The sequence below is a fragment of the Cupriavidus sp. MP-37 genome (genome assembly GCF_020618415.1).
Taxonomy (GTDB): domain Bacteria; phylum Pseudomonadota; class Gammaproteobacteria; order Burkholderiales; family Burkholderiaceae; genus Cupriavidus.
The window spans coordinates 1,870,207-1,893,485 of record NZ_CP085344.1 but is presented as its reverse complement, the minus strand read 5'-3'; the positions used below and the strand labels follow the sequence as shown (position 1 = coordinate 1,893,485).

Sequence of the window (23,279 nt, the reverse complement as noted above, 5' to 3'; positions counted from 1 at the left end):
GACGTATGTTTTGGCACCGGCGGCGCGGGTCATCGCGCCGCCGGCAGGAGAAAGCCGGTTTTCGGGGTGCCCCGGCCGGGACCGGACCACCGCGGAAACAGACTGCTGCAGCGCAACGCCGGCCGCGCCGTGCTGCGCTACTTATGCAGAGGGGCACCTTGCGGCGCCCCTGCGGCATTATAGGCGCCCGGACCGGCCCTGACGGCCAGCCCGGCGCCCCGGACATCAGCCCTTCTGGGCAGCGGCCACCTGGGCGGCCACTTCGGCGGCGAAGTCGTCCTGCTTCTTCTCGATGCCTTCGCCCACGACGTACAGGGTGAAGCCCTTCACGGTCGTGTTGGCGGCCTTCAGCATCTGCTCGACGGTCTGCTTGTCGTTCTTCACGAACGGCTGGTTGAACAGCGAGACTTCCTTCAGGTACTTCTGCACCGAACCCTCGACCATCTTGGCGGCGATCTCGGCCGGCTTGCCCGACTCGGCAGCCTTCTGCTCGGCGATGCTGCGCTCCTTGGCGATCAGGTCGGCGGGGACCTGCTCGGCCGACAGCGACACCGGCTTCATCGCGGCCACGTGCATGGCGACGTCCTTGGCGGCGCCTTCGTCGCCGTCGAACTCGACCATCACGCCGATGCGGGTGCCGTGCAGGTACGACACCAGCTTGCCGCCGTTGGCGTAGCGGCTGAAGCGGCGGATCGTCATGTTCTCGCCGATCTTGCCGATCAGGGCGGTGCGGGTGGCTTCCACGCTCACGCCGTCGATTTCCAGCGCCGACAGGGCAGCCACGTCGGCCGGGTTCTGCTTGGCCACCAGCTCGGCCACCTTGGCCGAGAAGGCCAGGAAGTCGTCGTTCTTGGAGACGAAATCGGTTTCGCAGTTCAGTTCGACCAGCGCGCCGGTGGTGCCGTCGATGAACGCAGCGACCACGCCTTCGGCGGTCACGCGCGAGGCGGCCTTGCTGGCCTTGTTGCCCAGCTTGACGCGCAGCAGCTCTTCAGCCTTGTTCAGGTCGCCGTCGGCCTCGGTCAGGGCCTTCTTGCATTCCATCATCGGCGCGTCGGTCTTCGCGCGCAGTTCTGCAACCATGCTTGCGGTAATTGCCGCCATTTGTCACTCCTTGAATGGTTCGCGCCGGCTGCCGGCAGTCGCCCGCGGCACCCGGTCGGTGGGTCTTCAGCGCACCCGCGGCAGATCTTGCCTGCGGCGGATGACAACAATTCAAATTCGAAAAAAGGGGGCGCCAGATGTGCCCCCTTTTTTGCCCTGCTGCCGAAGTACCCCGGCTTGCGCCCTGCGCGCTGCCCGGCGTGCCGGGCGGCAAGCGATGCCTGCCTGTCGTGTGTTGACGTGCGCGCTATCGGGTTCCTTTCAGCAGCGGGCCGGGAGGCTGTCAGCCTTCCTGCACTTCGACGAATTCGTCGTCGCCGCGGGCGGCTTCAACGACTTCCTGCACGGCGTTGGCACGGCCTTCCAGGATGGCGTCGGCCACGCCGCGCACGTACAGGGCCACGGCCTTGCTCGAGTCGTCGTTGCCCGGGATCACGTAATCGATGCCTTCCGGCGAGTGGTTGGTATCGACCACGCCGATCACGGGGATGCCCAGCTTGTTGGCTTCGGTCACGGCGATCTTGTGGTAGCCGACGTCGACCACGAAGATCGCGTCAGGCACGCCGCCCATTTCCTTGATGCCGCCGATCGACTTTTCCAGCTTGATCATCTCGCGCTCGAACATCAGCGCTTCCTTCTTGCTCATGGTTTCCAGCGCGCCGGCTTCCTTGGCGGCTTCCATGTCCTTCAGGCGCTTGATCGAGGTCTTGACCGTCTTGAAGTTGGTCAGCATGCCGCCGAGCCAGCGGGCATCGACGTAGGGCATGCCGGCACGGCCGGCTTCTTCGGCCAGGATTTCGCGCGACTGGCGCTTGGTGCCCACGAAAAGGATGGTGCCGCGATTGGCCGCCAGCTGACGCACGTACTTCATGGCGTCCTGGAACATCGGCAGCGTCTTTTCGAGGTTGATGATGTGGATCTTGTTGCGATGGCCGAAGATGAAGGGGGCCATCTTCGGGTTCCAGAAGCGGGTCTGGTGGCCGAAGTGGCAACCGGCTTCCAGCATTTCGCGCATGGTCACGGACATGTAAATCTCCAAAGGGTTAGGTCTGAAGCCCGCCCCGACATTCCTGAAAAGGAACACCCCGGATAGGCGGGCCAGCGATTTCTTTCAAGCAGCAGGGAAGGTCCCTGCCCAAATAACCGACCTGGCCGGCGCAATTGCTGCGGCGCAACCAGATCAGCCCGCTATTCTAGCAACAAAAGTGCCGCCCGCTCAAGCTGCCCTGCGCTGTTCCGCCTGCGGCGCCCCGGTCCGGGCGGCCCGGAACAGGCTGCGATCCGGCCCCGATGGTGCGATAATCCCACTTTGATCCTCTGATTCCGGCGTGGCCAGTGGCCGCGCCATCACTTTTTTCTGGCGACGCAGCATGAGCATTTACCTGAACACCGCCGAAGACATCGCCCACATGCGCGTGGCTTGCCGCCTTGCCTCCGAAGTCCTCGACTACATCACGCCCTTCGTGCAGCCCGGCGTGACCACCGGCGAACTGGACCGCCTGTGCCACGCCTATATGCGCGACGTGCAGGGCACGGTGCCGGCGCCGCTGAATTATGCCCCGCCGGGCTACCCGCCCTTCCCCGGCGCGATCTGCACCTCGGTCAACGACGTGATCTGCCACGGCATTCCGGGCGAGCGCGTGCTCAAGAGCGGCGACGCCGTCAATCTCGACATCACCGTGATCACCAAGGACGGGTACTACGGCGACACCAGCCGCATGTTCATCGTCGGCGAGGGCTCGATCCTGGCCAAGCGCCTGGCGCAGGTGACCTACGAGTGCATGTGGAAGGGCATCGCGCAGGTGCGCCATGGCGCGCGCCTGGGCGATATCGGCCACGCCATCCAGGTGCACGCCGAAGCCGCCGGCTACAGCGTGGTGCGCGAGTACTGCGGCCACGGCATCGGCAAGAACTTCCACGAAGACCCGCAGATCCTGCACTACGGCCGTCCCGGCACCGGCGCCGAGATCAAGGCCGGCATGATCTTCACCGTGGAGCCGATGATCAACGCCGGCAAGCGCGATATCCGCACCATGCCCGACCAGTGGACCGTGAAGACCCGCGACCGCAGCCTGTCGGCGCAGTGGGAGCATACGGTGCTGGTCACCGAGACCGGCTACGAGGTGCTGACGGTGTCCGCCGGCACCCCGGCGCCGCCGGCCTTCATTACCGATTCCGTGGCGGCCTGACGCCGCGCAGCAGCCAGGGCGCCTGACCGGGCGCCCTTCTTTTTCCAGCCGTGCCGACCAACCCTTCCGCCCTCTCCATGGACACCACGCCGGAACTGCTGCTGGCGGCGCGCGTGCGCGACCAGCTCAAAGCCGACAAGCAGGCGCTGTTTGCGGACTTCAACGCCAGCGCCAACGCCGCCACGCTGACCACGGGCCTGCGCCGCGCCGTCGATGCCGCGCTGGGCGAAGCCTGGCGCGGGCTGGCAATGCCCGCCGACGCGGCGCTGGTGGCGGTGGGCGGCTACGGCCGCGGCGAACTGTTCCCGTACTCGGACGTCGACGTGCTGCTGTTGCTGCCGGCCGAGCCCGACCGGGATACCGCCGGCAAGCTGGAACGTTTTATCGGCCTGTGCTGGGACTTGGGGCTCGAGATCGGCTCGGCGGTGCGCACCGTCGATGACTGCATCCGCGAATCGCGCCAGGACGTCACCATCCAGACCTCGCTGCTCGAGGCGCGCCTGCTGACCGGCAACCGCAAGCTGTTCGAGGCGCTGCGCAGCCGCTACCAGGCCGACCTGGATCCGGCGGCGTTCTTCCAGGCCAAGCTGCTGGAAATGCGCCAGCGCCACGCCAAGTACCAGGACACGCCCTACGCGCTCGAGCCCAACTGCAAGGAGAGCCCCGGCGGGCTGCGCGACCTGCAGGTGATCCTGTGGATGACCAAGGCCGCGGGCCTGGGCGACAGCTGGAAGGAGCTGTTCGAGAAGGGCCTGCTGACCCAGCGCGAAGCGCAGGAGCTGGCCCGCAACGAGCGCCTGCTGAAGACCATCCGCGCGCGCCTGCACCTGGTCGCCGGGCGCCGCCAGGACGTGCTGGTGTTCGACCTGCAGACCGCGCTGGCCGAAGCCTTCGGCTACCGCCAGAACGCCCACAAGCGCGCCAGCGAGCAGCTGATGCGCCGCTACTACTGGGCCGCCAAGGCGGTGACCCAGCTCAACAGCGTGCTGCTGCTCAATATCGAGGCGATGCTGTTCCCGAGCGAATCGCAGGTGACGCGCGTGCTCAACGAACGCTTCGTCGAGCGCCAGGGCATGCTGGAGATCACCAGCGACGACGTCTACGAGCGCGACCCGCACGCCATCCTCGAAACCTTCCTGCTGTACGAGCGCACGCCCGGCGTGAAGGGGCTGGCCCCGCGCACGCTGCGCGGGCTGTACAACGCGCGCACGGTGATGGACGCGCGCTGGCGCAACGATCCCGAGAACCGCCGCCTGTTCCTGGCGATCGTGCAGGAGCCGCAGGGCATCACCCATGCATTGCGGCTGATGAACCAGACCAGCGTGCTGGGCCGCTACCTGATCAACTTCCGGCGCATCGTCGGACAGATGCAGCACGACCTGTTCCACGTCTACACCGTCGACCAGCACATCCTGATGGTGGTGCGCAACATGCGCCGCTTCGCCATCGTCGAGCACACCCACGAGTTCCCGTTCTGCAGCCAGCTGATGGCCAGCTTCGACAAGCCCTGGGTGCTGTGGGTAGCGGCGCTGTTCCACGACATCGCCAAGGGCCGCGGCGGCGACCATTCGCGGCTCGGCACCGTCGATGCGCGCCGCTTCTGCAGGCAGCACGGCATTGCGCGCGAAGATGCGGACCTGATCTGCTGGCTGGTCGAGCACCACCTCACCATGAGCCACGTGGCGCAGAAGCAGGACCTGACCGATCCGGACGTGGTCCATGCCTTCGCCAAAGTCGTGGGCAACGAACGCTACCTGACCGCGCTCTACCTGCTGACCGTGGCCGATATCCGCGGCACCAGCCCCAAGGTGTGGAATGCCTGGAAGGGCAAGCTGCTGGAAGACCTGTACCACATCACGCTGCGCGTGCTGGGCGGGGCGCGGGTCGACTCGCATTCGCTGTGGTCGCAGCGCAAGGAAGACACCATCTCGGAACTGCGCCTGAAGGCCTTCGACCCGGCGCTGGGCAAGTCGCTGTGGGCGCAGCTGGACGTGGCCTTCTTCCTGCGCCACGATTCGCACGATATCGCCTGGCTGACGCGCCATCTCTACAACAAGGTCGACAGCCCGGTGCCGGTGGTCAAGGCGCGCGTGTCGCCGGCCGGCGAGGGCCTGCAGGTGGCGGTCTACATCAAGGACCAGCCCGACCTGTTCGCGCGCATCTGCGGCTATTTCGAGCGCAAGGCGTTCTCGATCCAGGACGCCAAGATCCACACCACGCGCCACGGCTACGCGCTCGACACGTTCCAGGTCACCGACCCCGGCATGGCCGGCGATGGCGGCAATTACCGCGACATCATCGCGCTGGTCGAGCACGAGCTGTGCGAGCGGCTGCGCCTGCAGGGCGCGCTGCCCGAGCCCACGCAGGGACGGCTGTCGCGCCAGTCGCGCAGCTTCCCGATCAAGCCGCGCGTCGACCTGCGCCCGGACGAGCGCGGCCAGTACTACCTGCTGTCGCTGTCCGCCAACGACCGCACCGGCCTGCTGTACGCCATCGCCCGCGTACTGGCACGGCATCGCGTGTCCGTGCATACGGCACGCATCAACACCCTGGGCGAACGCGTCGAAGACGTGTTCCTGGTAGACGGCAGCCGCCTGGCCGCCGACAACCGATTGCAGATTCAGCTTGAACAGGACTTGCTCGCCGCCCTCGCCATCTGAGGCGGGCGGGCAGCATCGATATATGACCGACAGCAATTCGCCGAAGCGCAAGACGCTAGGCATCAAGGCCGCCAGTGATACCGGCACGGCCGCGCGCAAGGGCGGCACCCGCCCCGTGCGCGTGTCCGACCTGAACCGCAAGCGCGTGCAGGCCGTTTCCGAAGGCATCAAGCGCGCCCAGCAGCGCGCCGGCGGCAAGACCGGTGGCAAGAGTGGAGCCGTGGCCCAGGGCGAAGCGCCAGCCCAGCCGCGCCAGCCGCGCGCGCCCCGCCCCGCCGACGGCGAACGGCAGCCGCGTCCGCGCCGCCCGGATGCCGGCGAGGCGCGCCCGCGACGCTTCGGTGAAGAGGAAAGCCGTCCGCGCCGCTTTGGCGATGACCGCGGTGAAGCGCGCCCGCGCCGCTTCGAAGGCGGCGAGTCACGCCCGCCGCGCCGCTTTGGCGACGACGACAATCGTCCGCGCCGTACTGGCGCCGACCGTGGTGAAGCGCGTCCGCGCCGCTTCGAAGGCGAGTCGCGCCCGCCGCGCCGCTTTGGCGACGACGACAACCGCCCGCGCCGCACTGGCGCCGACCGTGGCGAAGCGCGCCCGCGCCGTTTCGAAGGCGGCGAATCGCGCCCGCCGCGCCGCTTTGGCGACGACGACAATCGCCCGCGCCGCACTGGCGCCGACCGTGGTGAAGCGCGTCCGCGCCGCTTCGAAGACGAGTCGCGCCCGCCGCGCCGATTTAGCGACGACGACAACCGCCCGCGCCGTTTCGAAGGCGCCGACGCGCGCCCGCGCCGCCCCGGTGACGACGAGCGCCGCCCGCGCCCCGCGCCGTCGGGCGAGCGCCGCCGCGAAGGCACGGCGCCGGCACGCCGCTTCAGCGACGCGGCCGACCGCATCCGCACCGCTGGCGCGGCACGGCCGCAAGCGCCGGCGCCCCGCCCCGTGTCGGCAGCGTCGCAACGCGCCGAATCCAGCCACGACGACGGCCTGGTACGCCTGTCCAAGCGCATGTCCGAACTGGGCCTGTGCTCGCGCCGCGAGGCCGACGAATGGATCCCGCGCGGCTGGGTCCTGGTCGACGGCAAGCCCGTGACCGAACTCGGCAGCCGCATCCGTCCCGACGCCGAGATCGAGATCCGGCAGGAAGCGCGCTCCGAGCAAGGCGAGCGCGTCACCGTGCTGCTGAACAAGCCGGTCGGCTACGTTTCCGGCCAGGCCGAGGACGGCTACGAGCCCGCCGCGGCGCTGTTCACCCCCGAAAACCAGTGGGAAGGCGACCCTACGCGCAAGCGCTTCGCGCCGTGGCAACGCAAGAACCTGGCGCCGGCCGGCCGCCTCGACATCGACTCCACCGGGCTGCTGGTGCTGACGCAGGACGGCCGCGTCGCGCGCGCGCTGATCGGCGAGGATTCGACCGTCGAGAAGGAATACCTGGTGCGCGTGGTCTGGCACTCGCCGCACGGGCCGGTCGAGCGCAACATCAGCGCCGAATTCCCGGCCGACGACCTCGAACTGCTGCGCCACGGCCTGGCGCTGGACGGCGTGCCGCTCCGGCCGGCCAAGGTCAGCTGGCAGAACGAAGAGCAGCTGCGCTTCGTGCTGCGCGAGGGCCGCAAGCGCCAGATCCGCCGCATGTGCGAGCAGGTGGGACTGCAGGTGGTGGGCCTCAAGCGCGTGCGCATGGGACGCGTGGTGCTGGGTGATCTGCCGCCGGGCAAGTGGCGGTTCCTGGGCCAGTTCGAGAAGTTCTGATAAAGAAAAAAGCGGCCGCGATGGCCGCTTTTTTTGATGGGTTCTGGCAAATCGCCTCCCGCATTTCTCTACCGATGGTGTGCTCCCTCTCCCGCTTGCGGGAGAGGGTTGGGGTGAGGGCCGGAGCATCGACGAAGTCAAGCCGTCGGTATGCGAGCGCCTGCCCTCACCCCCTGCCCCTCTCCCGCAAGCGGGAGAGGGGAGCAAACCAGCGGTGCTTCATGCGCCGTCAGTCGTCGCTGTTCGCCGGCAAATCCGGAAACAGGATCTCCGTAAACCCAAACTGCCGGAAATCCTTGATCCGCATCGGATAAAGAATCCCCTGCAGATGGTCGCACTCATGCTGCACCACGCGCGCATGGAAGCCCTCGGCCACGCGTTCGATGCGGTTGCCCATCAGGTCGTAGCCGCTGTACTTCAGCCGCACGTGCCGCGGCACCACGCCGCGCAGGCCTGGCACCGACAGGCAGCCCTCCCAGCCGTCTTCCATCTCGTCGGACGGCATTTCCAGCACCGGGTTGATCAGCACGGTCTTGGGCACGGTGGGCGCATCCGGGTAGCGCGGATTGCGGTCGAAGCCGAAGATCACCACCTGCAAGTCCACGCCGATCTGCGGCGCGGCCAGGCCCGCGCCGTTGGCGTGGTCCATGGTGTCGAACATATCTTCGATCAGCGTGCGCAGTTCCGGCGTGTTGAAGCGCTCCACCGGCCTTGCCACCTGCAGCAGGCGCTGATCGCCCATCTTGAGAATCTCGCGGATCATGGTTCTGCTCCCGGTTATTCCCCGGCGGGCGCGGCGCCGGCTTGCGCCAGCAGCGCCAGCATGCCGGCCTCGTCCAGCACCGGCACGCCCAGCGCCTCGGCCTTGTCCAGCTTGCTGCCGGCCTCGGCACCGGCGACCACGTAGTCGGTCTTCTTCGACACCGAGCCCGCCACCTTGGCGCCGGCGGCTTCCAGCAGTTCCTTGGCGTCTTCGCGCGACAGCGTCGGCAGCGTGCCGGTCAGGACAAAGGTCTTGCCCGACAGCGGCGCCGGCGCCTTGGCCACCGGCTCGCTTTCCGGCCAGTGTACGCCCGCGGCGCGCAGCTGCTCGATGACCTCGACGTTGTGCGGCTCGGCGAAGAAGTGCGCGATCGACTGCGCCACCACCGGGCCGACATCGTTGACCTCGAGCAGCGCGGCTTCGTCGGCCGCCATCAGCGCATCGAGCTTGCCGAAGTGCCGGGCCAGGTCCTTCGCGGTAGCTTCGCCGACGTGGCGGATGCCGAGCGCGAAGATAAAGCGGTTCATGGTGGTCGCGCGCGACTTGTCGATCGCCGCGACCAGGTTGGCCGCCGACTTGTCCGCCATGCGCTCCAGCGCGGCCAGCTTGGCGACGCCGAGCTTGTACAGGTCGGCCGGCGTGCGCACGATGCCCTGGTCGACCAGTTGCTCGACCAGCCTGTCGCCCAGGCCTTCGATATCCATGGCGCGCCGCTGCGCGAAATGCAGCAGCGACTGCTTGCGCTGCGCCGCGCAGATCAGGCCGCCGGTGCAGCGGGCAATGGCTTCGTCCTCGAGCTTCTCGATATGCGAACCGCACACCGGGCAGGCGCCCGGCATCACGAAGGCGCGGGCATCGGCCGGCCGGCGCTCGGTCACCACGGCGACGACTTCCGGGATCACGTCGCCGGCGCGGCGCACGATCACGGTGTCGCCGATATGCACGTCCTTGCGGCGGATCTCGTCCTCGTTGTGCAGCGTGGCATTGGTCACGGTCACGCCGCCGACGAACACCGGCTTGAGCCGCGCCACCGGCGTGATCGCGCCGGTGCGGCCGACCTGCACCTCGATGTCCTCGACGATGGTGGTCATCTCCTGCGCCGGGAATTTGTGCGCCAGCGCAAAGCGCGGCGCGCGCGAGACAAAGCCCAGCCGCTCCTGCTCGGCCAGGGCATTGACCTTGTAGACCACGCCGTCGATGTCATAGGGCAAGTCGTCGCGGCGCTTGCCGATATCGCGGTAGAAATCGAGCAGTCCCTGCGCGCCCTTCACCACCGCGCGATCCTTGCACACCGGCAAACCCAGCGCGGCGAAGCCGTCGAGCATCGCGCTGTGGGTGGGCGGCCGCTCCACCCCCTGCAGCTCGCCCAGCCCGTAGGCAAAGAACGACAGCGGACGCCTGGCGGTGATGCGCGGATCGAGCTGGCGCAGGCTGCCGGCGGCGGCGTTGCGCGGATTGACGAAGGTCTTCTCGCCGGCCTCGGCCTGGCGCGCGTTGAGCTTGTCGAAGTCGCGGCGGAACATGAAGACCTCGCCGCGCACCTCCAGCACCGCCGGCGCCTGGCCGCGCAGCTTGAGCGGGATCGCCTTGATGGTGCGCACGTTGACGGTGACGTCCTCGCCGGTCTCGCCATCGCCGCGCGTGGCGGCCTGCACCAGGCGCCCGTCTTCATAGCGCAGCGACATGGCCAGGCCGTCGAACTTCAGCTCGCAGGCGTATTCGACTGCGTCGGCGGCGCTGAACAGGTCGGCCTCGCCGGCCGCGGGCGCACTGCGGCCCAGCCCCTGCGCGCAGCGGCGGTCGAAGTTGAGCACGTCGTCGTCGGCGAAGGCGTTGTTGAGCGACAGCATCGGCACCCGGTGCCGCACCGAGTCGAACGCCGACAGCGGCTCGCCGCCCACGCGCTGGGTGGGCGAGTCCGGCGTCTGCAGTTCGGGATGCTCGAGCTCCAGCGCCAGCAGTTCGCTGAACAGCGCGTCGTATTCCGCATCGGGGACGGTGGGCGCGTCCAGCACGTAATACTGGTAGTTGTGGCGGTCCAGCTCATCGCGCAGCCAGGCCACGCGGCTGGCTGCGGCATCGGCCGGCAAGGCGCCGGCGGGCGCGGAGGCATCTGCCTGCGCGCCGCGGTGTTTTGCGGTCATGGCAGGCTCCGGCTAGTTGCTGAACAGGCGCAGCGCCACCGCCGAACCCGCCGGCATGCCGCGCGCTTCCAGCTTCTGGTACAGCGCCTCGAGCTGGTTGAAGATGGCGACGAACGAGGCTTCGGTCAGCGGCCGCATGTTGTCGTCGACCAGCTGCGCGCCCATGCGCTGGGCCAGCGTATGACCGTACTCGCACACCGTCTTGAACGGCCTGGCGGCCTGGTCGGCCACCGGCACGTCGAGCAGCAGCGTGATCTGGCGGCCGGCCTTGACGGTCAGGTCGTCGCGCAGGAAGTTGGTGTCGCCGAACTGCAGCGTGAACAGCGGGCGCTGCACGCCCTCGGCATTGGCCTGGTAGCGGATAAAGCGGGTGCCGTCGCGCGACAGCACCAGCCCGTCCTGCGTCGCCACGTTCTGCACATAGGCGGCCGACCACGGCGCGCCGTCGGAGATCACGTTGACACCGAGCTGCACGTCGCAGGCGGCGGCAAAGGCGTCCAACTCGCGCGCGTTGGCCACGGTCTCGCCCATGTCGGGCAGGTCGGCCGAGGCATCGAGAGATTCGGCCAGCGACTCCACCGCGGTGATGAATTCCGAGAACTCCAGCGCATTGAGCGGGCCGCCGCGATTCGCCAGCTGCACGCCCACCTGCAGGTCTTCGTACTGATGGCCAGCGGTGACGGGTTCCCAGGCGTTGGCTTCGGCGCGCAGCCCCTCGATATGGACCGGCTTGGTGCCGGCGCGGCGCAGCCGGCCGGTCAGCGGCAGGATGCGGTCGCCGGAAGCCTTGCGCTCCAGGTGCAGCGGCACGATGCAGTCGATCAGCGGATCGACCACGGCCGGCGCGGGCTGGCCGTCCGGCACGGCAGCGACCGGTGCGGGTGCAGGTGCAGGTGCCAGTGCGGTTGCGGGTGCTGGCGCAGGTGCCGGGGCAGGTGTCGCAGCGCTGGCGACTTCCGCCTCATCGGCCGACGCGCGCGCCGCCGCGGCCGCGACGGCGACTTCCTCGGCGACGGCTTCGTCGGCATCGGCGGTGCTGGCTGCTGCGGCCGCGGCCGCAGCGGCGTGGTTGTTGTCAGCCACGGCGACGCCGGCGCTGGCCGGCGCCTGCGACAGCGTCGGCTCGCGTCGCGGCGGCTGTTCGGCGGCGGCTTCGTGCAGGCGTGCGGCGGTTTCCGGCGCGGTGCTCTGGCCGACCACCGGCTCGCGCATCGGCGGCAGGTCGTCTTCGGGCCTGAGCTCGCGCGGACGGCGTGCCTTGCGGATCTGCCACTGGTTGTAGCCGAACACCAGCACCACGAAAACCAGGCCCGCGACGATCAGCGCGGTCTGCAGGTCCATGTTGAGCTTCATGCCGCCTCCGCCATCGACACTGCCGCGTCCATATCTACTGCCACGATCCGCGAAACGCCCTGCTCCTGCATGGTCACGCCAATGAGTTGATGAGCCATTTCCATGGCGATCTTGTTATGTGAGATGAAAACGAATTGGGTCTTGTCCGACATGCGCGCCACCATATTGGCGTAGCGCTCGGTATTGGCGTCGTCCAGCGGCGCGTCGACCTCGTCCAGCAGGCAGAACGGCGCCGGGTTCAGCTGGAACATCGCAAACACCAGCGCGATCGCGGTCAGCGCCTTCTCGCCGCCCGACAGCAGGTGGATGGTCGAGTTCTTCTTGCCGGGCGGCTGCGCCATCACCTGCACGCCGGCGTCGAGGATTTCCTCGCCGGTCATGATCAGGCGCGCCTGGCCGCCGCCGAACAGCGACGGGAACAGCTCGCCGAAATGGTGGTTGACCTGGTCGAAGGTGCCCTGCAGCAGCGCGCGGGTTTCCTGGTCGATCTTGGCGATCGCATCTTCCAGCGTGCCGATGGCGTCGTTCAGGTCGGCCGACTGCGCGTCGAGGAAGGTCTTGCGCTCGCGCGCCGCGGCCAGTTCGTCGAGCGCGGCCATGTTGACCGGGCCGAGCGCGTTGATGGCGTTGTTGATGCGCGTGACTTCGCCCTGCAGGTAGGACGGTTTCAGGTCGCCGGTCAGCTTGCCGGCCAGCGCGGCCTCGTCCACTTCGGCCGTGGCCAGTTGCTCGCTGAACTGCTCCTGGTTCAGGCGCGCCGCCTGTTCCTTGAGCTGCAGCTCGGTGATGCGGTCGCGCAGCGGCTGCAGGCTGCGCTCGGCGGCCAGGCGCTGCTCGTCGTGCTGGCGCAGCTGCGCCGACAGCGCATCGAGTTCGGTGCGCGCGATGGTCAGCTTCTCTTCCTTCTCCGCACGGCGCTCCAGCGCTTCCTGCAGGCCGGTATGCGCGGTCTGCTCGTTGATGGTCTCGAGCTCGGCGCGGGCGTTCTCGAGCGATTCGGCGATGCGCTCGGCCTGGTCCGCCGCCACCTGGATATTGCGGCGCAGCTCGTCGATGCGGCTGGCCAGGTTGCGTTCGGCAAACAGCGCTTCCTGCGCCGCGCGCTCGAGGTCGCGCAGCTGGTGGCGCGCGCCGGAAAGCTTGCTGTCCAGCGCCTCGAAGGCCATCTGCTGGTCTTCGTGGGTGGCCTGCATCTCGGCCAGCGCGGCATCGTGCTGCTCGAAGCTGGCTTCGGATTCGGCGCGGATGGCGCGCTGCTCTTCGATCTGCGCGTGGATCTCTTCGAGTTCCTCGCGGATCTGCCCGCTGCGGGCGGCATAGCGCTCCATCGCCTGCGACAGCTTGAGCACGTCCATCTGCAGCGCATGCACGCGGCGGGTGGCCTGCTCGGCGCGGGCGCGGGCGTCGCCCAGCGCCTGGCTGGCCTGGGTGTAGGCCGCTTCGGCGCGCACCGCTTCGGTCTTGGCCTGGTCGGACAGCAGCAATTGTGCGCGCGCCTGCTTCTGCAGGTTTTCGATTTCCTGCTCGCGCGCGAGCATGCCGGCCTGCTCGGAATCGGCGGCGTAGATCTGGATGGCGTTGCGGCCCACCAGGTGCCCTTCGGCCACCACGAACGAGGCGCCGTCGGGCAGCGTGTTGCGCGCGGCCAGCGCCTGCGCCATGTCGGTGGCGACATAGACGTCGGCGAGCCAGTCCTGCATTACCGCGCGGATGCCGGGCTCGGTGATCTGCACCAGCGCCATCAGCGGGCGCAGGCCGGCCGGCGTTTCGAGCGGACGGGCCGCGGCCGGCGGCGAGTAGAACGCCAGCTTGGCCGGCGGCGCGTCGGACAGGAAGGCCTTGACCCAGTCCAGGTTCGACACTTCCAGCGCGGCCAGCTTCTCGCGCAGCACGGATTCGAGCGCGTTCTCCCAGCCCGGCTCGATATGGACCTTCTTCCACAGGCGCGGCAGCTCGGCCAGTTCATGCCTGGCCAGCCAGGGCTGCACCTTGCCGTCGGTCTGCACGTTTTCCTGCAGCTGGCGCAGCGCCGACAGGCGCGCCTCGAGCGTGGCGATGGCGGCGGCTTCGCTGTGCACGCGCGCCTGCGCGGCGCGGCGCGCCTCGTCCAGGCGCGGCACGTTTTCTTCGGCGTCGGCGAGCACGGCCTGGGCTTCCTCGACCAGCGCCTCCTGCTCGGCCAGCTCGGCGCGGGCCTGCTCCAGGCGGGTTTCGTCGGGGCGGTCCAGGCCCTTGTCTTCGGCCGACAGCCGTTCGCGGCGCTGTTCCAGCTGCTGCAGCATCTGGTCGGCGCTGCGCTGCTGCGCGGCTTCGAGCTTCAGCGCCTGCTCGGCCTGCATGATGCCGGCGCGCTGCTCGTTGAGCAGCTGCTGGGCGTCGCGCCATTGCGCTTCGAGCGTCGGCAGCTCGTCGTTCTGCTGCGCCACGGCCTCCTGCGCCTCGACCGTGCGGCCCTCGGCCACGGCCAGGTTTTCCTCGGCCTGCGCCAGTTCGTCGGTGGCCTGTTCGGCCTTGGCCTGCCATTGCTCGCGCTGCGCGGTCAGCGCGGCGATCTGGGCCTGCACGCGGTTGCGCGATTCGACCACGTAGCGGATCTCGGCTTCCAGCTTGCTGACTTCGGCATTGGCCTCGTACAGCGCGCCCTGGGCGGCATGCATGCCGTCGGACGCGGCGTAGTGCGCCGCGCGCAGGGTTTCCAATTCAGCTTCGACATGACGCAGCTGCGCGGTCTGCGCTTCCAGGTCGATCTGGGCCTGTTCGATGGCGCGCTGGTGGCGTTCCTGCTCCTGCTGGGCCTCGCGCTTGCGCAGCAGCCACAGCAGGTGCTGCTTCTCTTCGCCGTCGGCCTGCAGCGTCTTGAAGCGCTGCGCCACTTCGGCCTGGCCTTCGAGCTTTTCGAGGTTGCTGCCGAGTTCGCGCAGGATGTCTTCGACGCGGGTCAGGTTTTCGCGGGTGTCGGACAAGCGGTTCTCGGTCTCGCGGCGGCGCTCCTTGTATTTGGACACGCCCGCCGCCTCTTCCAGGAAGATGCGCATGTCATCGGGCTTGGCCTCGATGATGCGCGAGATCATGCCCTGGCCGATGATGGCGTAGGCGCGCGGGCCCAGGCCCGTGCCCAGGAAGATGTCCTGGATGTCGCGGCGGCGCACCGGCTGGTTGTTGATGTAGTAGGACGAGGTGCCGTCGCGGGTCAGCACGCGCTTGACCGCGACTTCGGCGTACTGGCTCCACTGGCCCGCGGCGCGGCCTTCGGCGTTGTCGAACACCAGCTCGACGCTGGCGCGGCCGGCCTGCTTGCGCGCGGTGGAGCCGTTGAAGATGACGTCCTGCATGGATTCGCCACGCAGTTCAGATGCGCGTGACTCGCCCAGCACCCAGCGCACCGCGTCGATGATGTTGGATTTGCCGCAGCCGTTGGGACCGACGATGCCGACCAGTTGGCCCGGCACCTGGAAATTGGTGGGATCGACGAATGACTTGAAGCCCGCCAGCTTGATCGAGGATAGTCGCACGGTTTCTCGTGTGGTATCGGCCACTCCGGCAGGAAAGCGGGGGCGGCCTGGTATCGGGTATCGGGGCTATTGCACGGTTCGGAAAAGCCGGGCTGCGCGGGAGCCGGCGCGGCGTGACGCCAGCACCTCAAAACACCCCTCGGGCCCGTGAATTGGGGCTAATCATACCATCGCAGATGCCTTCGCCGGCCCGTTTGGGGTGCTCCCGGGGTGGCTGCCGGGTGGTGGAATTCCTTTGCGTTTCCGACCCTTACAAGCGGTTTCGCAAGCACTTTGGCAAACCCGGCATGGGCCGGCCGCCACGCTTGCCGGGAAACTAATCAGGGTAAATGCTAGTCTCTGCTCTGTCGGCGTGATGCCGGATGCGCTCCGGTCCCACGCACCATGAACGCCCCCGCAGCCCTTCTTCAGACCAGGGCCAACCAGGAGGACAGAGCATGAGTGAACCGTCAGCGGCCGCCCGGCCGTGGTCTGTCAGCGACATCCGCTACGAGGCGATCGACGTCGCGCGCGTGCGCGGCGACCGCGACCTGTTCTACCTGCTGGTGTCGGCATCGTTCATCGAGAGCGGCTCCGACACCTATGCGGGCAACCTCGCCACCTATTACGCCCGCGTGCCCGAAGCCGCCGGCTGGCTGGCCGAACACTGGGAAGCCGAGGAACTGCAGCATGGCCTGGCGCTGCGGCGCTATGTCGAGCATGTCTGGCCGGAATTCGACTGGGAGCGCGGCTATGCGCGCTTTTTCGACGAGTACCGCCAGACCTGCTCGATCGACCAGTTCGAGCCGACCGAGGCGCTCGAGATGGCGGCCCGCTGCGTGGTCGAAACCGGCACGGCCGCCTACTACCGGGCGCTGGAGCAGGCCAGCGACGAACCGGTGCTGCGCGACCTGACGCGGCGCATCTCCAACGACGAGGTGCGGCACTACAAGCACTTCTTCCACTTCTTCAACCGCTTCGCCGCGGCCGAGCGCCTGGGCCGGCTGCGCGTGCTGGGCGCGCTGGCGCGCCGGCTGCTGGAGATCAAGAACGAGGACGCGGCGATCGCGCTGCGCAATGTGCTGCGCATGGAACGCGGCGTCGAGTCGGTTTCCGAGGACGAGGTGCGCGCGCTCAATACGCGCGTGTCAGGCGTGATCCGCCGCAATATCCCGATCGAGATGACCGTCAAGATGCTGCTGCGGCCGCTGCACCTGCACCGCGGCGTGGAGCGCGCGGTGCGCGCGCCGCTGGTGGCGATGGTGTCGCGGGTGATCCTGCACTGAGCCGTGGCGGGCTAGTAGCGGGCTAGTGGCGGTTCTAGTGGCGGTCTAGTGGCAGGCCGCGGCCTCGGCGCCTGTGGCCGGCGCGGGCGCGGCGCGGCTGCGGTGCACCAGTCCGGACAAGGCGCCGGCGGCGATGATGCACAGGCCGCCCGCGGCCTCCTTCCAGCTCAGCACCTCGGTCGCCAGCCACCACGACGACACCGCGGCGATGACGATCTCGAACAGCATCAGCAGCGACACCCGGTTGGCCGGCAGCCGCTGCAGCCCGTACTGCACCACCGAGTTGCTGACCACCAGCACCGCCGCCAGTCCCAGCACCAGCATGGCCGCGCTGACCTGCGCGCCGGGCACGAGCGCCACCGCCGGGCCGTCGAGCAGCAGCGCGGCCGGCACGCCGACCACGGTGCAGCCCAGGTAGACCACCACCGTGCGCACGCGTGCGTCGGTGTCCGGAAAGCGCTGCCCGGCGCGGCGCGACAGCACATTGTTGACGGCAAAGCCCATGCCGCCGATCAGCCCGGACCATTCCGCCGCGGAGCCGGGCAGCGGCACGCCCACCGCGGGCGTCCACAGCATCAGCCCGGCGCCGAACAGCGCCAGCCCCACCAGCGCCAGCCCTGCCGCCGACAAGCGCTCGCCCAGGAACAGCCGCGCGAACAGCGCGGTCCAGACCGGCGTCAGGTAGAACAGCAGCAGCACCCGCATCACATGCCCGTTGACGCTGCCCCAGACGAAGCCGGCGTTGGTCACGCCCGCCGCCAGGCCGATCGCGACGAACAGCCAGTGCGCGCGCAGGCCGCCGAGGTGGCGGCGGAAGGCCAGCAGCGACAGCACCGCCGCCACCGCGCTGACCAGCGCCGCGGCGTGCATGCCGCCCAGCCCCCAGCCGGCCAGCACGCGGTACGGGAACCAGGCGATGCCCCACACCGAGGCGCCGATCAGGATGGAAAGCGATGCCTTGACCGCATGGCGGTCGGCCGGCGCCAGCGGCGCCGCAACGGTATTTGTGCTCATAAAGGGAATCGGTGCGAGGCGAGCCGGGCCGCCCGCCCTGCGCGGCAGGCAGCTTCCGGACGGCGCCGGCGGCATCACCGTGGCGTGATGCCCGCCATCCGTGGCGGCCCGCCCCTCGCCAAAGACCGCCTGGCGGGCCGGGCCGGCACACGGAAACCCGCGCCGTTCCTCTATAATGCGTCGTTTTAACCGGCCCCGACTGACACTGTGAATCCGCGCCTCGACCTGCTCCAGCCCTACCCGTTCGAGAAACTGCGGGTGCTCTTTGCGCAAGTAAAGGCTGCCGACAAGCCGGCCATCAGCTTCGGCATTGGTGAACCCAAGCATCCGACGCCTGCGTTCATCAAGCAAGCGCTGGCAGAGTCGCTTGCGGGGCTGGCGAATTATCCCACAACGGCCGGTTCCGATGCACTACGGCAGTGCATTGCCGGCTGGCTGGAGCGCCGCTACGGCCTGCCCAGGGTCAATGCCGCCACCGAAGTGCTGCCCGTGACCGGCTCGCGCGAGGCGCTGTTCGCCTTTGCCCAGACCGTGGTCGACGGCACCCGGCCGGGCGCGCTGGTGCTGTGCCCCAACCCGTTCTACCAGATCTACGAAGGCGCGGCGCTGCTGGCCGGCGCCACGCCGGTCTTCGCCAACAGCGACCCGGCGCGCAATTTCGCCCCGGCGTTCGACCGCATTGCCGACGAGGTCTGGCAGAAGGTGCAACTGCTCTTTGTCTGCACCCCCGGCAACCCGACCGGCGCGGTGCTGTCGCTGGAAGACTGGAAGCAGCTGTTCGCGCTGTCCGACCGCTACGGCTTCGTCATTGCCTCCGACGAGTGCTATTCCGAGATCTATTTCGACGAGGGCCGCGCGCCGCTGGGCGCGCTCGAGGCCGCGCACCGGCTGGGCCGCAGCTTCGAACGCCTGGTGGTGTTCTCGAGCCTGTCCAAGCGCTCCAACGTGCCCGGCCTGCGCTCGGGCTTCGTCGCCGGCGACGCCGCGCTGCTGAAGCAGTTCCTGCTGTACCGCACCTACCACGGTGGCGCCATGAACCCCGCGGTGCAGAGCGCCAGCATCGCCGCGTGGAACGACGAAGCGCATGTGCGCGAAAACCGCGCCGCCTACGTGCGCAAGTTCAGCGAAGTCACGCCGATGCTGGCGGAAGTCCTCGACGTGGCGCTGCCCGATGCCGGCTTCTACCTGTGGGCCGACGTCTCGCGCACCGGCCTGTCCGATACCGAATTCGCCGCGCGGCTGCTGGCCGAGCAGAACGTGACCGTGCTGCCCGGCAGCTACCTGGCGCGCGAGGCCGACGGCATCAACCCCGGCGCCAACCGCGTGCGCATGGCGCTGGTGGCGACGCCGGAGGAATGCGTGGAGGGGGCGCGGCGGATCGTGGAATTCTGCAAATCGCTGGCCTGAGGCCTGATGGTCCAATTGTGTTCTCCCTCTCCCCTCAAGGGGAGAGGGTCGGGGTGAGGGGTGGTTTAGCAAGGCACCACGCCCGTAGAACCGCCCACCCTCACCCCCTGCCCCTCTCCCGCAAGCGGGAGAGGGGAGCAAACAAGAGGTCGAGGCTGAGACTCGACGACCGAACATCAACATCAACCCTGAGAAACCAACCATGACGCAAGCTCTGCAAGCCCTGATCGACCAGGCCTGGGAAGACCGCACCAGCCTGTCGCCGAAGTCCGCCCCCAACGACATCCGCGAGGCCGTTGCCAACGTCATCAGCCAGCTGGATTCGGGCGCGCTGCGCGTGGCCGAGAAGCAAGGCAAGGACTGGATCGTCAACCAGTGGGTCAAGAAGGCCGTGCTGCTGTCGTTCCGCCTCGAAGACAACGCGCCCATGAGCGCCGGCGGCTTTGCCCAGTTCTACGACAAGGTGCCGACCAAGTTCGCCAACTGGAGCGGCGACGACTTCGCCCGCGCCGGCTTCCGCGTGGTGCCGCCCGCGGTGGCGCGCCGCGGTTCGTTCATTGCGAAGAACGCGGTGCTGATGCCGTCGTACGTCAACATCGGCGCCTATGTCGATGAAGGCACCATGGTCGACACCTGGGCCACGGTCGGTTCGTGCGCGCAGATCGGCAAGAACGTGCACCTGTCGGGCGGCGTGGGCATCGGCGGCGTGCTGGAGCCGCTGCAGGCCAACCCCGTGATCATCGAAGACAACTGCTTTATCGGCGCGCGCTCGGAAGTGGTCGAAGGCGTGATCGTCGAGGAAAACTCGGTGATCTCGATGGGCGTGTACCTGGGCCAGTCGACCAAGATCTACGACCGCGAAACCGGCGAGATCCACTATGGCCGCGTGCCGGCCGGCTCGGTGGTGGTGGCGGGCAACCTGCCGTCCAAGGACGGCAAGTACAGCCTGTACTGCGCCGTGATCGTGAAGAAGGTCGACGCGCAGACCCGCGCCAAGACCAGCCTGAACGACCTGCTGCGCGGCGACTGAGCGCCGCGCGCGGCCCGCATGGGCTGCGCCGCCCCGGGGCCCGGCTCCGGGGCTGATTTACCGTCGTCACCCGCCTGGCCAGGCTGAACATGCCCTCCCTCCGCAAGCGACTCATGGCCCTGGATCCCACCACCGTCAGTACCGTGCTTTCCCTGCTGCCCACCATTCTCGAGCAGGCCAACAAGACCCTCGAGAAACTGAAGAAGAACAAGCGCAAGGACGGCACGCCCGAAGGCGCGGTGGCCGACGCGCGCGATCCCGCAGCCCGCATCGCCGAACTGGAAGCCGCGGTGGTGCAGCAAGCCGAGGCGGTCAAGCTGCTGGCCGAGCAGCACGCCATCACCATCGACGCGCTGCGCAAGGAAGCCGCCCGGCTGGACCGGCGCCTGCGCCTGATGACCGCGGTGGCGATGGGCGGCGTGGCGCTGGGCCTGGGCGGGCTGGTGATCGCGCTGAACCTGCTGGTCCGCTGAAAGGCCCGTCGTTCCCGCGAAGGCGGGAACCCAGTGACTTCAAAGACGCTGGATTCCCGCCTGCGCGGGAATGACGTTGAACGTGATGAGACTTGAAACATGACCGTCCTGCTCTACGGCATTCCCAACTGCGATACCGTCAAGAAAGCCCGCACCTGGCTGGATGCCAACGGCGTGGCCTACACCTTCCACGACTTCAAGAAGCAGGGCGTGGACGAGGCCATGCTGCGCGGCTGGCTGCGGCACGTGCCGCTGGCCACGCTGCTCAACCGCAAGGGCACCACCTGGCGCGCGCTGTCCGATGCCGACAAGGCCCGCGCCGGGGAAGAAGCCGGCGCGATCGCGCTGATGCAGCAAAGCCCGTCGCTGATCAAGCGCCCGGTGCTGGCCCACGATGGCAAGGTGATGGTCGGCTTCTCCGCCGACCAGTACGCCAGCCAGTTCTGATTTTCCGATTCCGCCGTCCGATGAACCCCACCCTCGCCCTTACCGAAGACCTGATCCGCCGCCGCTCCGTCACGCCCGCCGACGAAGGCTGCCAGGCCATCCTGGAAACCCGCCTGAAGGCGCTTGGCTTCGACTGCGAAGCGCTGGTCAGCGGGCCCGACGATTTCCGCGTCACCAACCTGTGGGCGGTCAAGCGCGGCACGCAGGGCAAGGACGGCAAGCTGCTGGTGTTCGCCGGCCATACCGATGTGGTGCCGACCGGCCCGCTGGAGCAATGGCACTCGGACCCGTTTGAGCCGACCCACCGCGACGGCAAGCTGTACGGCCGCGGCGCCGCCGACATGAAGACCTCGATCGCCGGCTTCGTGGTGGCGGTGGAGGAGTTCGTCAAGGCCCATCCCGCGCACGCCGGTTCGATCGGCTTCCTGATCACCAGCGACGAGGAAGGCCCGGCGCACGACGGCACCGTCAAGGTGGTCGAGGCGCTGTCCGCGCGCGGCGAGCGCCTGGACTACTGCGTGATCGGCGAGCCGACCTCGGTCAACGCGCTCGGCGACATGGTCAAGAACGGGCGCCGCGGCTCGCTGTCGGGCAAGCTCACGGTCAAGGGCATCCAGTGCCATATCGCGTATCCGCACCTGGGCCGCAACCCGATCCATGACGCCGCGCCGGCGCTGGCCGAACTGGCCGCCGAAGTGTGGGACGCGGGCAACGAGTACTTCCCGCCCACCAGCTGGCAGATGTCGAACATCCACGGCGGCACCGGCGCCACCAACGTGATCCCCGGCCACGTCACCATCGACTTCAACTTCCGCTTCTCGACGGCCAGCACGCCCGAGGGCCTGAAGGCACGCGTGCATGCCATCCTGGACCGCCACAGCCTCGACTACACGCTCGACTGGACCCTCGGCGGCGAGCCCTTCCTGACGCCGCGCGGCGAGCTGTCCGAAGCGCTGTCGGCGGCGATCAAGGCCGAGACCGGCTTCGACACCGAGCTGTCGACCACCGGCGGCACCTCCGATGGACGCTTTATCGCCAGGATCTGCCCGCAGGTGATCGAGTTCGGCCCGCCCAACGCCAGCATCCACAAGATCGACGAGCACGTCGAAGTGCGCTTCATCGAGCCGCTGAAGAACGTGTACCGCGGCGTGCTGGAACGCCTGATCGCCTGATTTTTACGCAAAGACAACCCTCAATGGCAACGCCCTCTCCCCTGCGCACCGTGCGCGACCTGCTGCGCCTGGCCGTGTCGCGCTTTACCGCCGCGCGCCTGTCCTTTGGCCACGGCAGCGCCAACGCCTATGACGAGGCGGCCTACCTGGTGCTGCATACGCTCAACCTGCCGCTCGATACGCTCGATCCCTTCCTCGATGCGCGGCTGCTGCCCGAGGAAGTCGAGGCCGTGCTGAAGGTGATCGACCGCCGCGTCAACGAGCGCGTGCCGGCCGCCTACATCACGCACGAAGCCTATATGCACGGCCTGCGCTTCTACGTCGATTCGCGCGTGATCGTGCCGCGCAGCTTTATCGGCGAACTGCTGCAGGAAGGGCTGGAGCCCTGGGTCGGCGAGAGCGACAGCATCGGCCCGGTGCTGGAACTGTGCACCGGCTCCGGCTGCCTGCCGATCGTGGCCGCGCATGTGTGGCCGAACGCGAAGATCGATGCGGTCGACATCTCGTCCGATGCGCTCGCCGTGGCGCGCCGCAACGTTGCCGACTACAAGATGGACGACCGCATCCGTCTCTACGAAGGCGACCTGTACGCACCGCTGCCGCACGGCGCCACCTACGACGTGATCCTGACCAACCCGCCCTACGTCAACGAAACCTCGATGCAGGCGCTGCCGCCGGAATACCTGGCCGAGCCGCGCATCGCGCTGGCCGGCGGCGACGACGGCATGGACGTGGTGCGGCGGATCATCGCCGGCGCCAAGTCACGGCTGAACCCGGGTGGCGTGCTGGTGGTGGAGATCGGCAACGAGCATGCCAATGTGGAGGCCGTCTTCCCGGAACTGGAAATCGTCTGGCTGCCGGTCAGCGCGGGCGATGAGCAGGTGTTTTTGCTGACGTACGACGCGTTGCCGGGGTAATTGATCCGGGCCATTGTTTGCTCCCCTCTCCCGCTTGCGGGAGAGGGGCCGGGGGTGAGGGCAGGCGCTCGCATACCGACGGCTT

Annotated in this window: 17 protein-coding genes; 10 read left to right on the top strand and 7 right to left on the bottom strand. The window is 68.4% G+C overall.

Annotated features, from left to right (window positions below):
• Positions 1-225: 225 nt before the first annotated feature.
• Together tsf and rpsB are read right to left on the bottom strand one after the other, a co-directional pair.
• Positions 226-1,104 (bottom strand): translation elongation factor Ts, encoded by an 879-nt coding sequence (tsf, locus tag LIN44_RS08870; protein WP_227311848.1) that lies wholly within the window; start codon positions 1,102-1,104, stop codon positions 226-228.
• Positions 1,105-1,387: 283 nt separating this feature from the next.
• A complete protein-coding gene (gene rpsB / locus LIN44_RS08865) occupies positions 1,388-2,131 on the bottom strand; it encodes a 30S ribosomal protein S2 (RefSeq protein WP_012352954.1) in 744 nt (247 codons plus the stop codon).
• Between the two features lie 343 nt (positions 2,132-2,474).
• Between rpsB and map the strand changes: the two genes are divergently transcribed.
• The 3 genes from map to LIN44_RS08850 all read left to right on the top strand — a co-directional run bounded on the left by map (position 2,475) and on the right by LIN44_RS08850 (position 7,697).
• Positions 2,475-3,293 carry a type I methionyl aminopeptidase gene (map, locus tag LIN44_RS08860; RefSeq protein WP_111517873.1) on the top strand — a complete coding sequence of 273 codons (819 nt, stop codon included), beginning with the start codon at positions 2,475-2,477 and terminating at the stop codon, positions 3,291-3,293.
• A 77-nt stretch (positions 3,294-3,370) separates the two neighbouring features.
• Positions 3,371-5,953, top strand: coding sequence for a [protein-PII] uridylyltransferase (locus tag LIN44_RS08855; protein ID WP_227311847.1), 2,583 nt, complete (start codon positions 3,371-3,373; stop codon positions 5,951-5,953).
• 22 nt (positions 5,954-5,975) lie between these two features.
• Positions 5,976-7,697: a pseudouridine synthase gene (locus LIN44_RS08850; protein ID WP_227311846.1), complete on the top strand. Its 1,722-nt coding sequence runs from the start codon at positions 5,976-5,978 to the stop codon at positions 7,695-7,697.
• Between the two features lie 229 nt (positions 7,698-7,926).
• Here the strand turns inward: LIN44_RS08850 and def are convergent, their stop codons facing one another.
• The 4 genes from def to smc are packed head-to-tail and all read right to left on the bottom strand — an operon-like array spanning position 7,927 to position 15,469.
• Positions 7,927-8,460, bottom strand: a complete 534-nt coding sequence (gene def / locus LIN44_RS08845; protein WP_227311845.1) for a peptide deformylase — start codon at positions 8,458-8,460, stop codon at positions 7,927-7,929.
• Between the two features lie 14 nt (positions 8,461-8,474).
• Complete coding sequence (gene ligA, locus LIN44_RS08840; protein WP_227311844.1) at positions 8,475-10,604, bottom strand: NAD-dependent DNA ligase LigA; 2,130 nt, start codon at positions 10,602-10,604, stop codon at positions 8,475-8,477.
• 12 nt (positions 10,605-10,616) lie between these two features.
• The gene (locus LIN44_RS08835) at positions 10,617-11,957 is read right to left on the bottom strand and encodes a cell division protein ZipA C-terminal FtsZ-binding domain-containing protein (protein WP_227311843.1); all 1,341 of its coding nucleotides are present in this window, start codon (positions 11,955-11,957) and stop codon (positions 10,617-10,619) included.
• Entirely contained in the window at positions 11,954-15,469 is a 3,516-nt protein-coding gene (smc, locus tag LIN44_RS08830) for a chromosome segregation protein SMC (protein WP_227311842.1), read from the bottom strand. The genes LIN44_RS08835 and smc overlap by 4 nt, the downstream gene beginning before the upstream one ends.
• A gap of 437 nt (positions 15,470-15,906) precedes the next feature.
• On the opposite strand from smc, the gene LIN44_RS08825 reads away from it, so the two are divergent.
• Positions 15,907-16,734: a ferritin-like domain-containing protein gene (locus LIN44_RS08825; protein WP_227311841.1), complete on the top strand. Its 828-nt coding sequence runs from the start codon at positions 15,907-15,909 to the stop codon at positions 16,732-16,734.
• 45 nt (positions 16,735-16,779) lie between these two features.
• Here the strand turns inward: LIN44_RS08825 and LIN44_RS08820 are convergent, their stop codons facing one another.
• The gene (locus LIN44_RS08820; RefSeq protein ID WP_227311840.1) at positions 16,780-17,748 is read right to left on the bottom strand and encodes a DMT family transporter; all 969 of its coding nucleotides are present in this window, start codon (positions 17,746-17,748) and stop codon (positions 16,780-16,782) included.
• 207 nt (positions 17,749-17,955) lie between these two features.
• Between LIN44_RS08820 and dapC the strand changes: the two genes are divergently transcribed.
• The 6 genes from dapC to prmB all read left to right on the top strand — a co-directional run bounded on the left by dapC (position 17,956) and on the right by prmB (position 23,194).
• A complete protein-coding gene (gene dapC / locus LIN44_RS08815; protein WP_227311839.1) occupies positions 17,956-19,155 on the top strand; it encodes a succinyldiaminopimelate transaminase in 1,200 nt (399 codons plus the stop codon).
• Positions 19,156-19,357: 202 nt separating this feature from the next.
• Positions 19,358-20,185, top strand: a complete 828-nt coding sequence (gene dapD, locus LIN44_RS08810; RefSeq protein ID WP_116295395.1) for a 2,3,4,5-tetrahydropyridine-2,6-dicarboxylate N-succinyltransferase — start codon at positions 19,358-19,360, stop codon at positions 20,183-20,185.
• Positions 20,186-20,274: 89 nt separating this feature from the next.
• Positions 20,275-20,658 (top strand): hypothetical protein, encoded by a 384-nt coding sequence (locus tag LIN44_RS08805; protein WP_227311838.1) that lies wholly within the window; start codon positions 20,275-20,277, stop codon positions 20,656-20,658.
• Between the two features lie 99 nt (positions 20,659-20,757).
• Complete coding sequence (locus tag LIN44_RS08800) at positions 20,758-21,105, top strand: ArsC family reductase (RefSeq protein ID WP_227311837.1); 348 nt, start codon at positions 20,758-20,760, stop codon at positions 21,103-21,105.
• 20 nt (positions 21,106-21,125) lie between these two features.
• A complete protein-coding gene (gene dapE, locus LIN44_RS08795) occupies positions 21,126-22,277 on the top strand; it encodes a succinyl-diaminopimelate desuccinylase (protein ID WP_227311836.1) in 1,152 nt (383 codons plus the stop codon).
• 23 nt (positions 22,278-22,300) lie between these two features.
• Positions 22,301-23,194, top strand: coding sequence for a 50S ribosomal protein L3 N(5)-glutamine methyltransferase (gene prmB / locus LIN44_RS08790; protein ID WP_227311835.1), 894 nt, complete (start codon positions 22,301-22,303; stop codon positions 23,192-23,194).
• Positions 23,195-23,279 lie beyond the last annotated feature (85 nt).

What these genes read in the sequence shown, in the direction of transcription:
- tsf (WP_227311848.1), bottom strand. Translation starts at nt 1,104, where the DNA reads ATGGCGGCAATTACCGCAAGCATGGTTGCAGAACTGCGCGCGAAGACC.
- rpsB (WP_012352954.1), bottom strand. Translation starts at nt 2,131, where the DNA reads ATGTCCGTGACCATGCGCGAAATGCTGGAAGCCGGTTGCCACTTCGGC.
- map (WP_111517873.1), top strand. Translation starts at nt 2,475, where the DNA reads ATGAGCATTTACCTGAACACCGCCGAAGACATCGCCCACATGCGCGTG.
- LIN44_RS08855 (WP_227311847.1), top strand. Translation starts at nt 3,371, where the DNA reads ATGGACACCACGCCGGAACTGCTGCTGGCGGCGCGCGTGCGCGACCAG.
- LIN44_RS08850 (WP_227311846.1), top strand. Translation starts at nt 5,976, where the DNA reads ATGACCGACAGCAATTCGCCGAAGCGCAAGACGCTAGGCATCAAGGCC.
- def (WP_227311845.1), bottom strand. Translation starts at nt 8,460, where the DNA reads ATGATCCGCGAGATTCTCAAGATGGGCGATCAGCGCCTGCTGCAGGTG.
- ligA (WP_227311844.1), bottom strand. Translation starts at nt 10,604, where the DNA reads ATGACCGCAAAACACCGCGGCGCGCAGGCAGATGCCTCCGCGCCCGCC.
- LIN44_RS08835 (WP_227311843.1), bottom strand. Translation starts at nt 11,957, where the DNA reads ATGAAGCTCAACATGGACCTGCAGACCGCGCTGATCGTCGCGGGCCTG.
- LIN44_RS08825 (WP_227311841.1), top strand. Translation starts at nt 15,907, where the DNA reads ATGAGTGAACCGTCAGCGGCCGCCCGGCCGTGGTCTGTCAGCGACATC.
- LIN44_RS08820 (WP_227311840.1), bottom strand. Translation starts at nt 17,748, where the DNA reads ATGAGCACAAATACCGTTGCGGCGCCGCTGGCGCCGGCCGACCGCCAT.
- dapD (WP_116295395.1), top strand. Translation starts at nt 19,358, where the DNA reads ATGACGCAAGCTCTGCAAGCCCTGATCGACCAGGCCTGGGAAGACCGC.
- LIN44_RS08805 (WP_227311838.1), top strand. Translation starts at nt 20,275, where the DNA reads ATGCCCTCCCTCCGCAAGCGACTCATGGCCCTGGATCCCACCACCGTC.
- LIN44_RS08800 (WP_227311837.1), top strand. Translation starts at nt 20,758, where the DNA reads ATGACCGTCCTGCTCTACGGCATTCCCAACTGCGATACCGTCAAGAAA.
- dapE (WP_227311836.1), top strand. Translation starts at nt 21,126, where the DNA reads ATGAACCCCACCCTCGCCCTTACCGAAGACCTGATCCGCCGCCGCTCC.
- prmB (WP_227311835.1), top strand. Translation starts at nt 22,301, where the DNA reads ATGGCAACGCCCTCTCCCCTGCGCACCGTGCGCGACCTGCTGCGCCTG.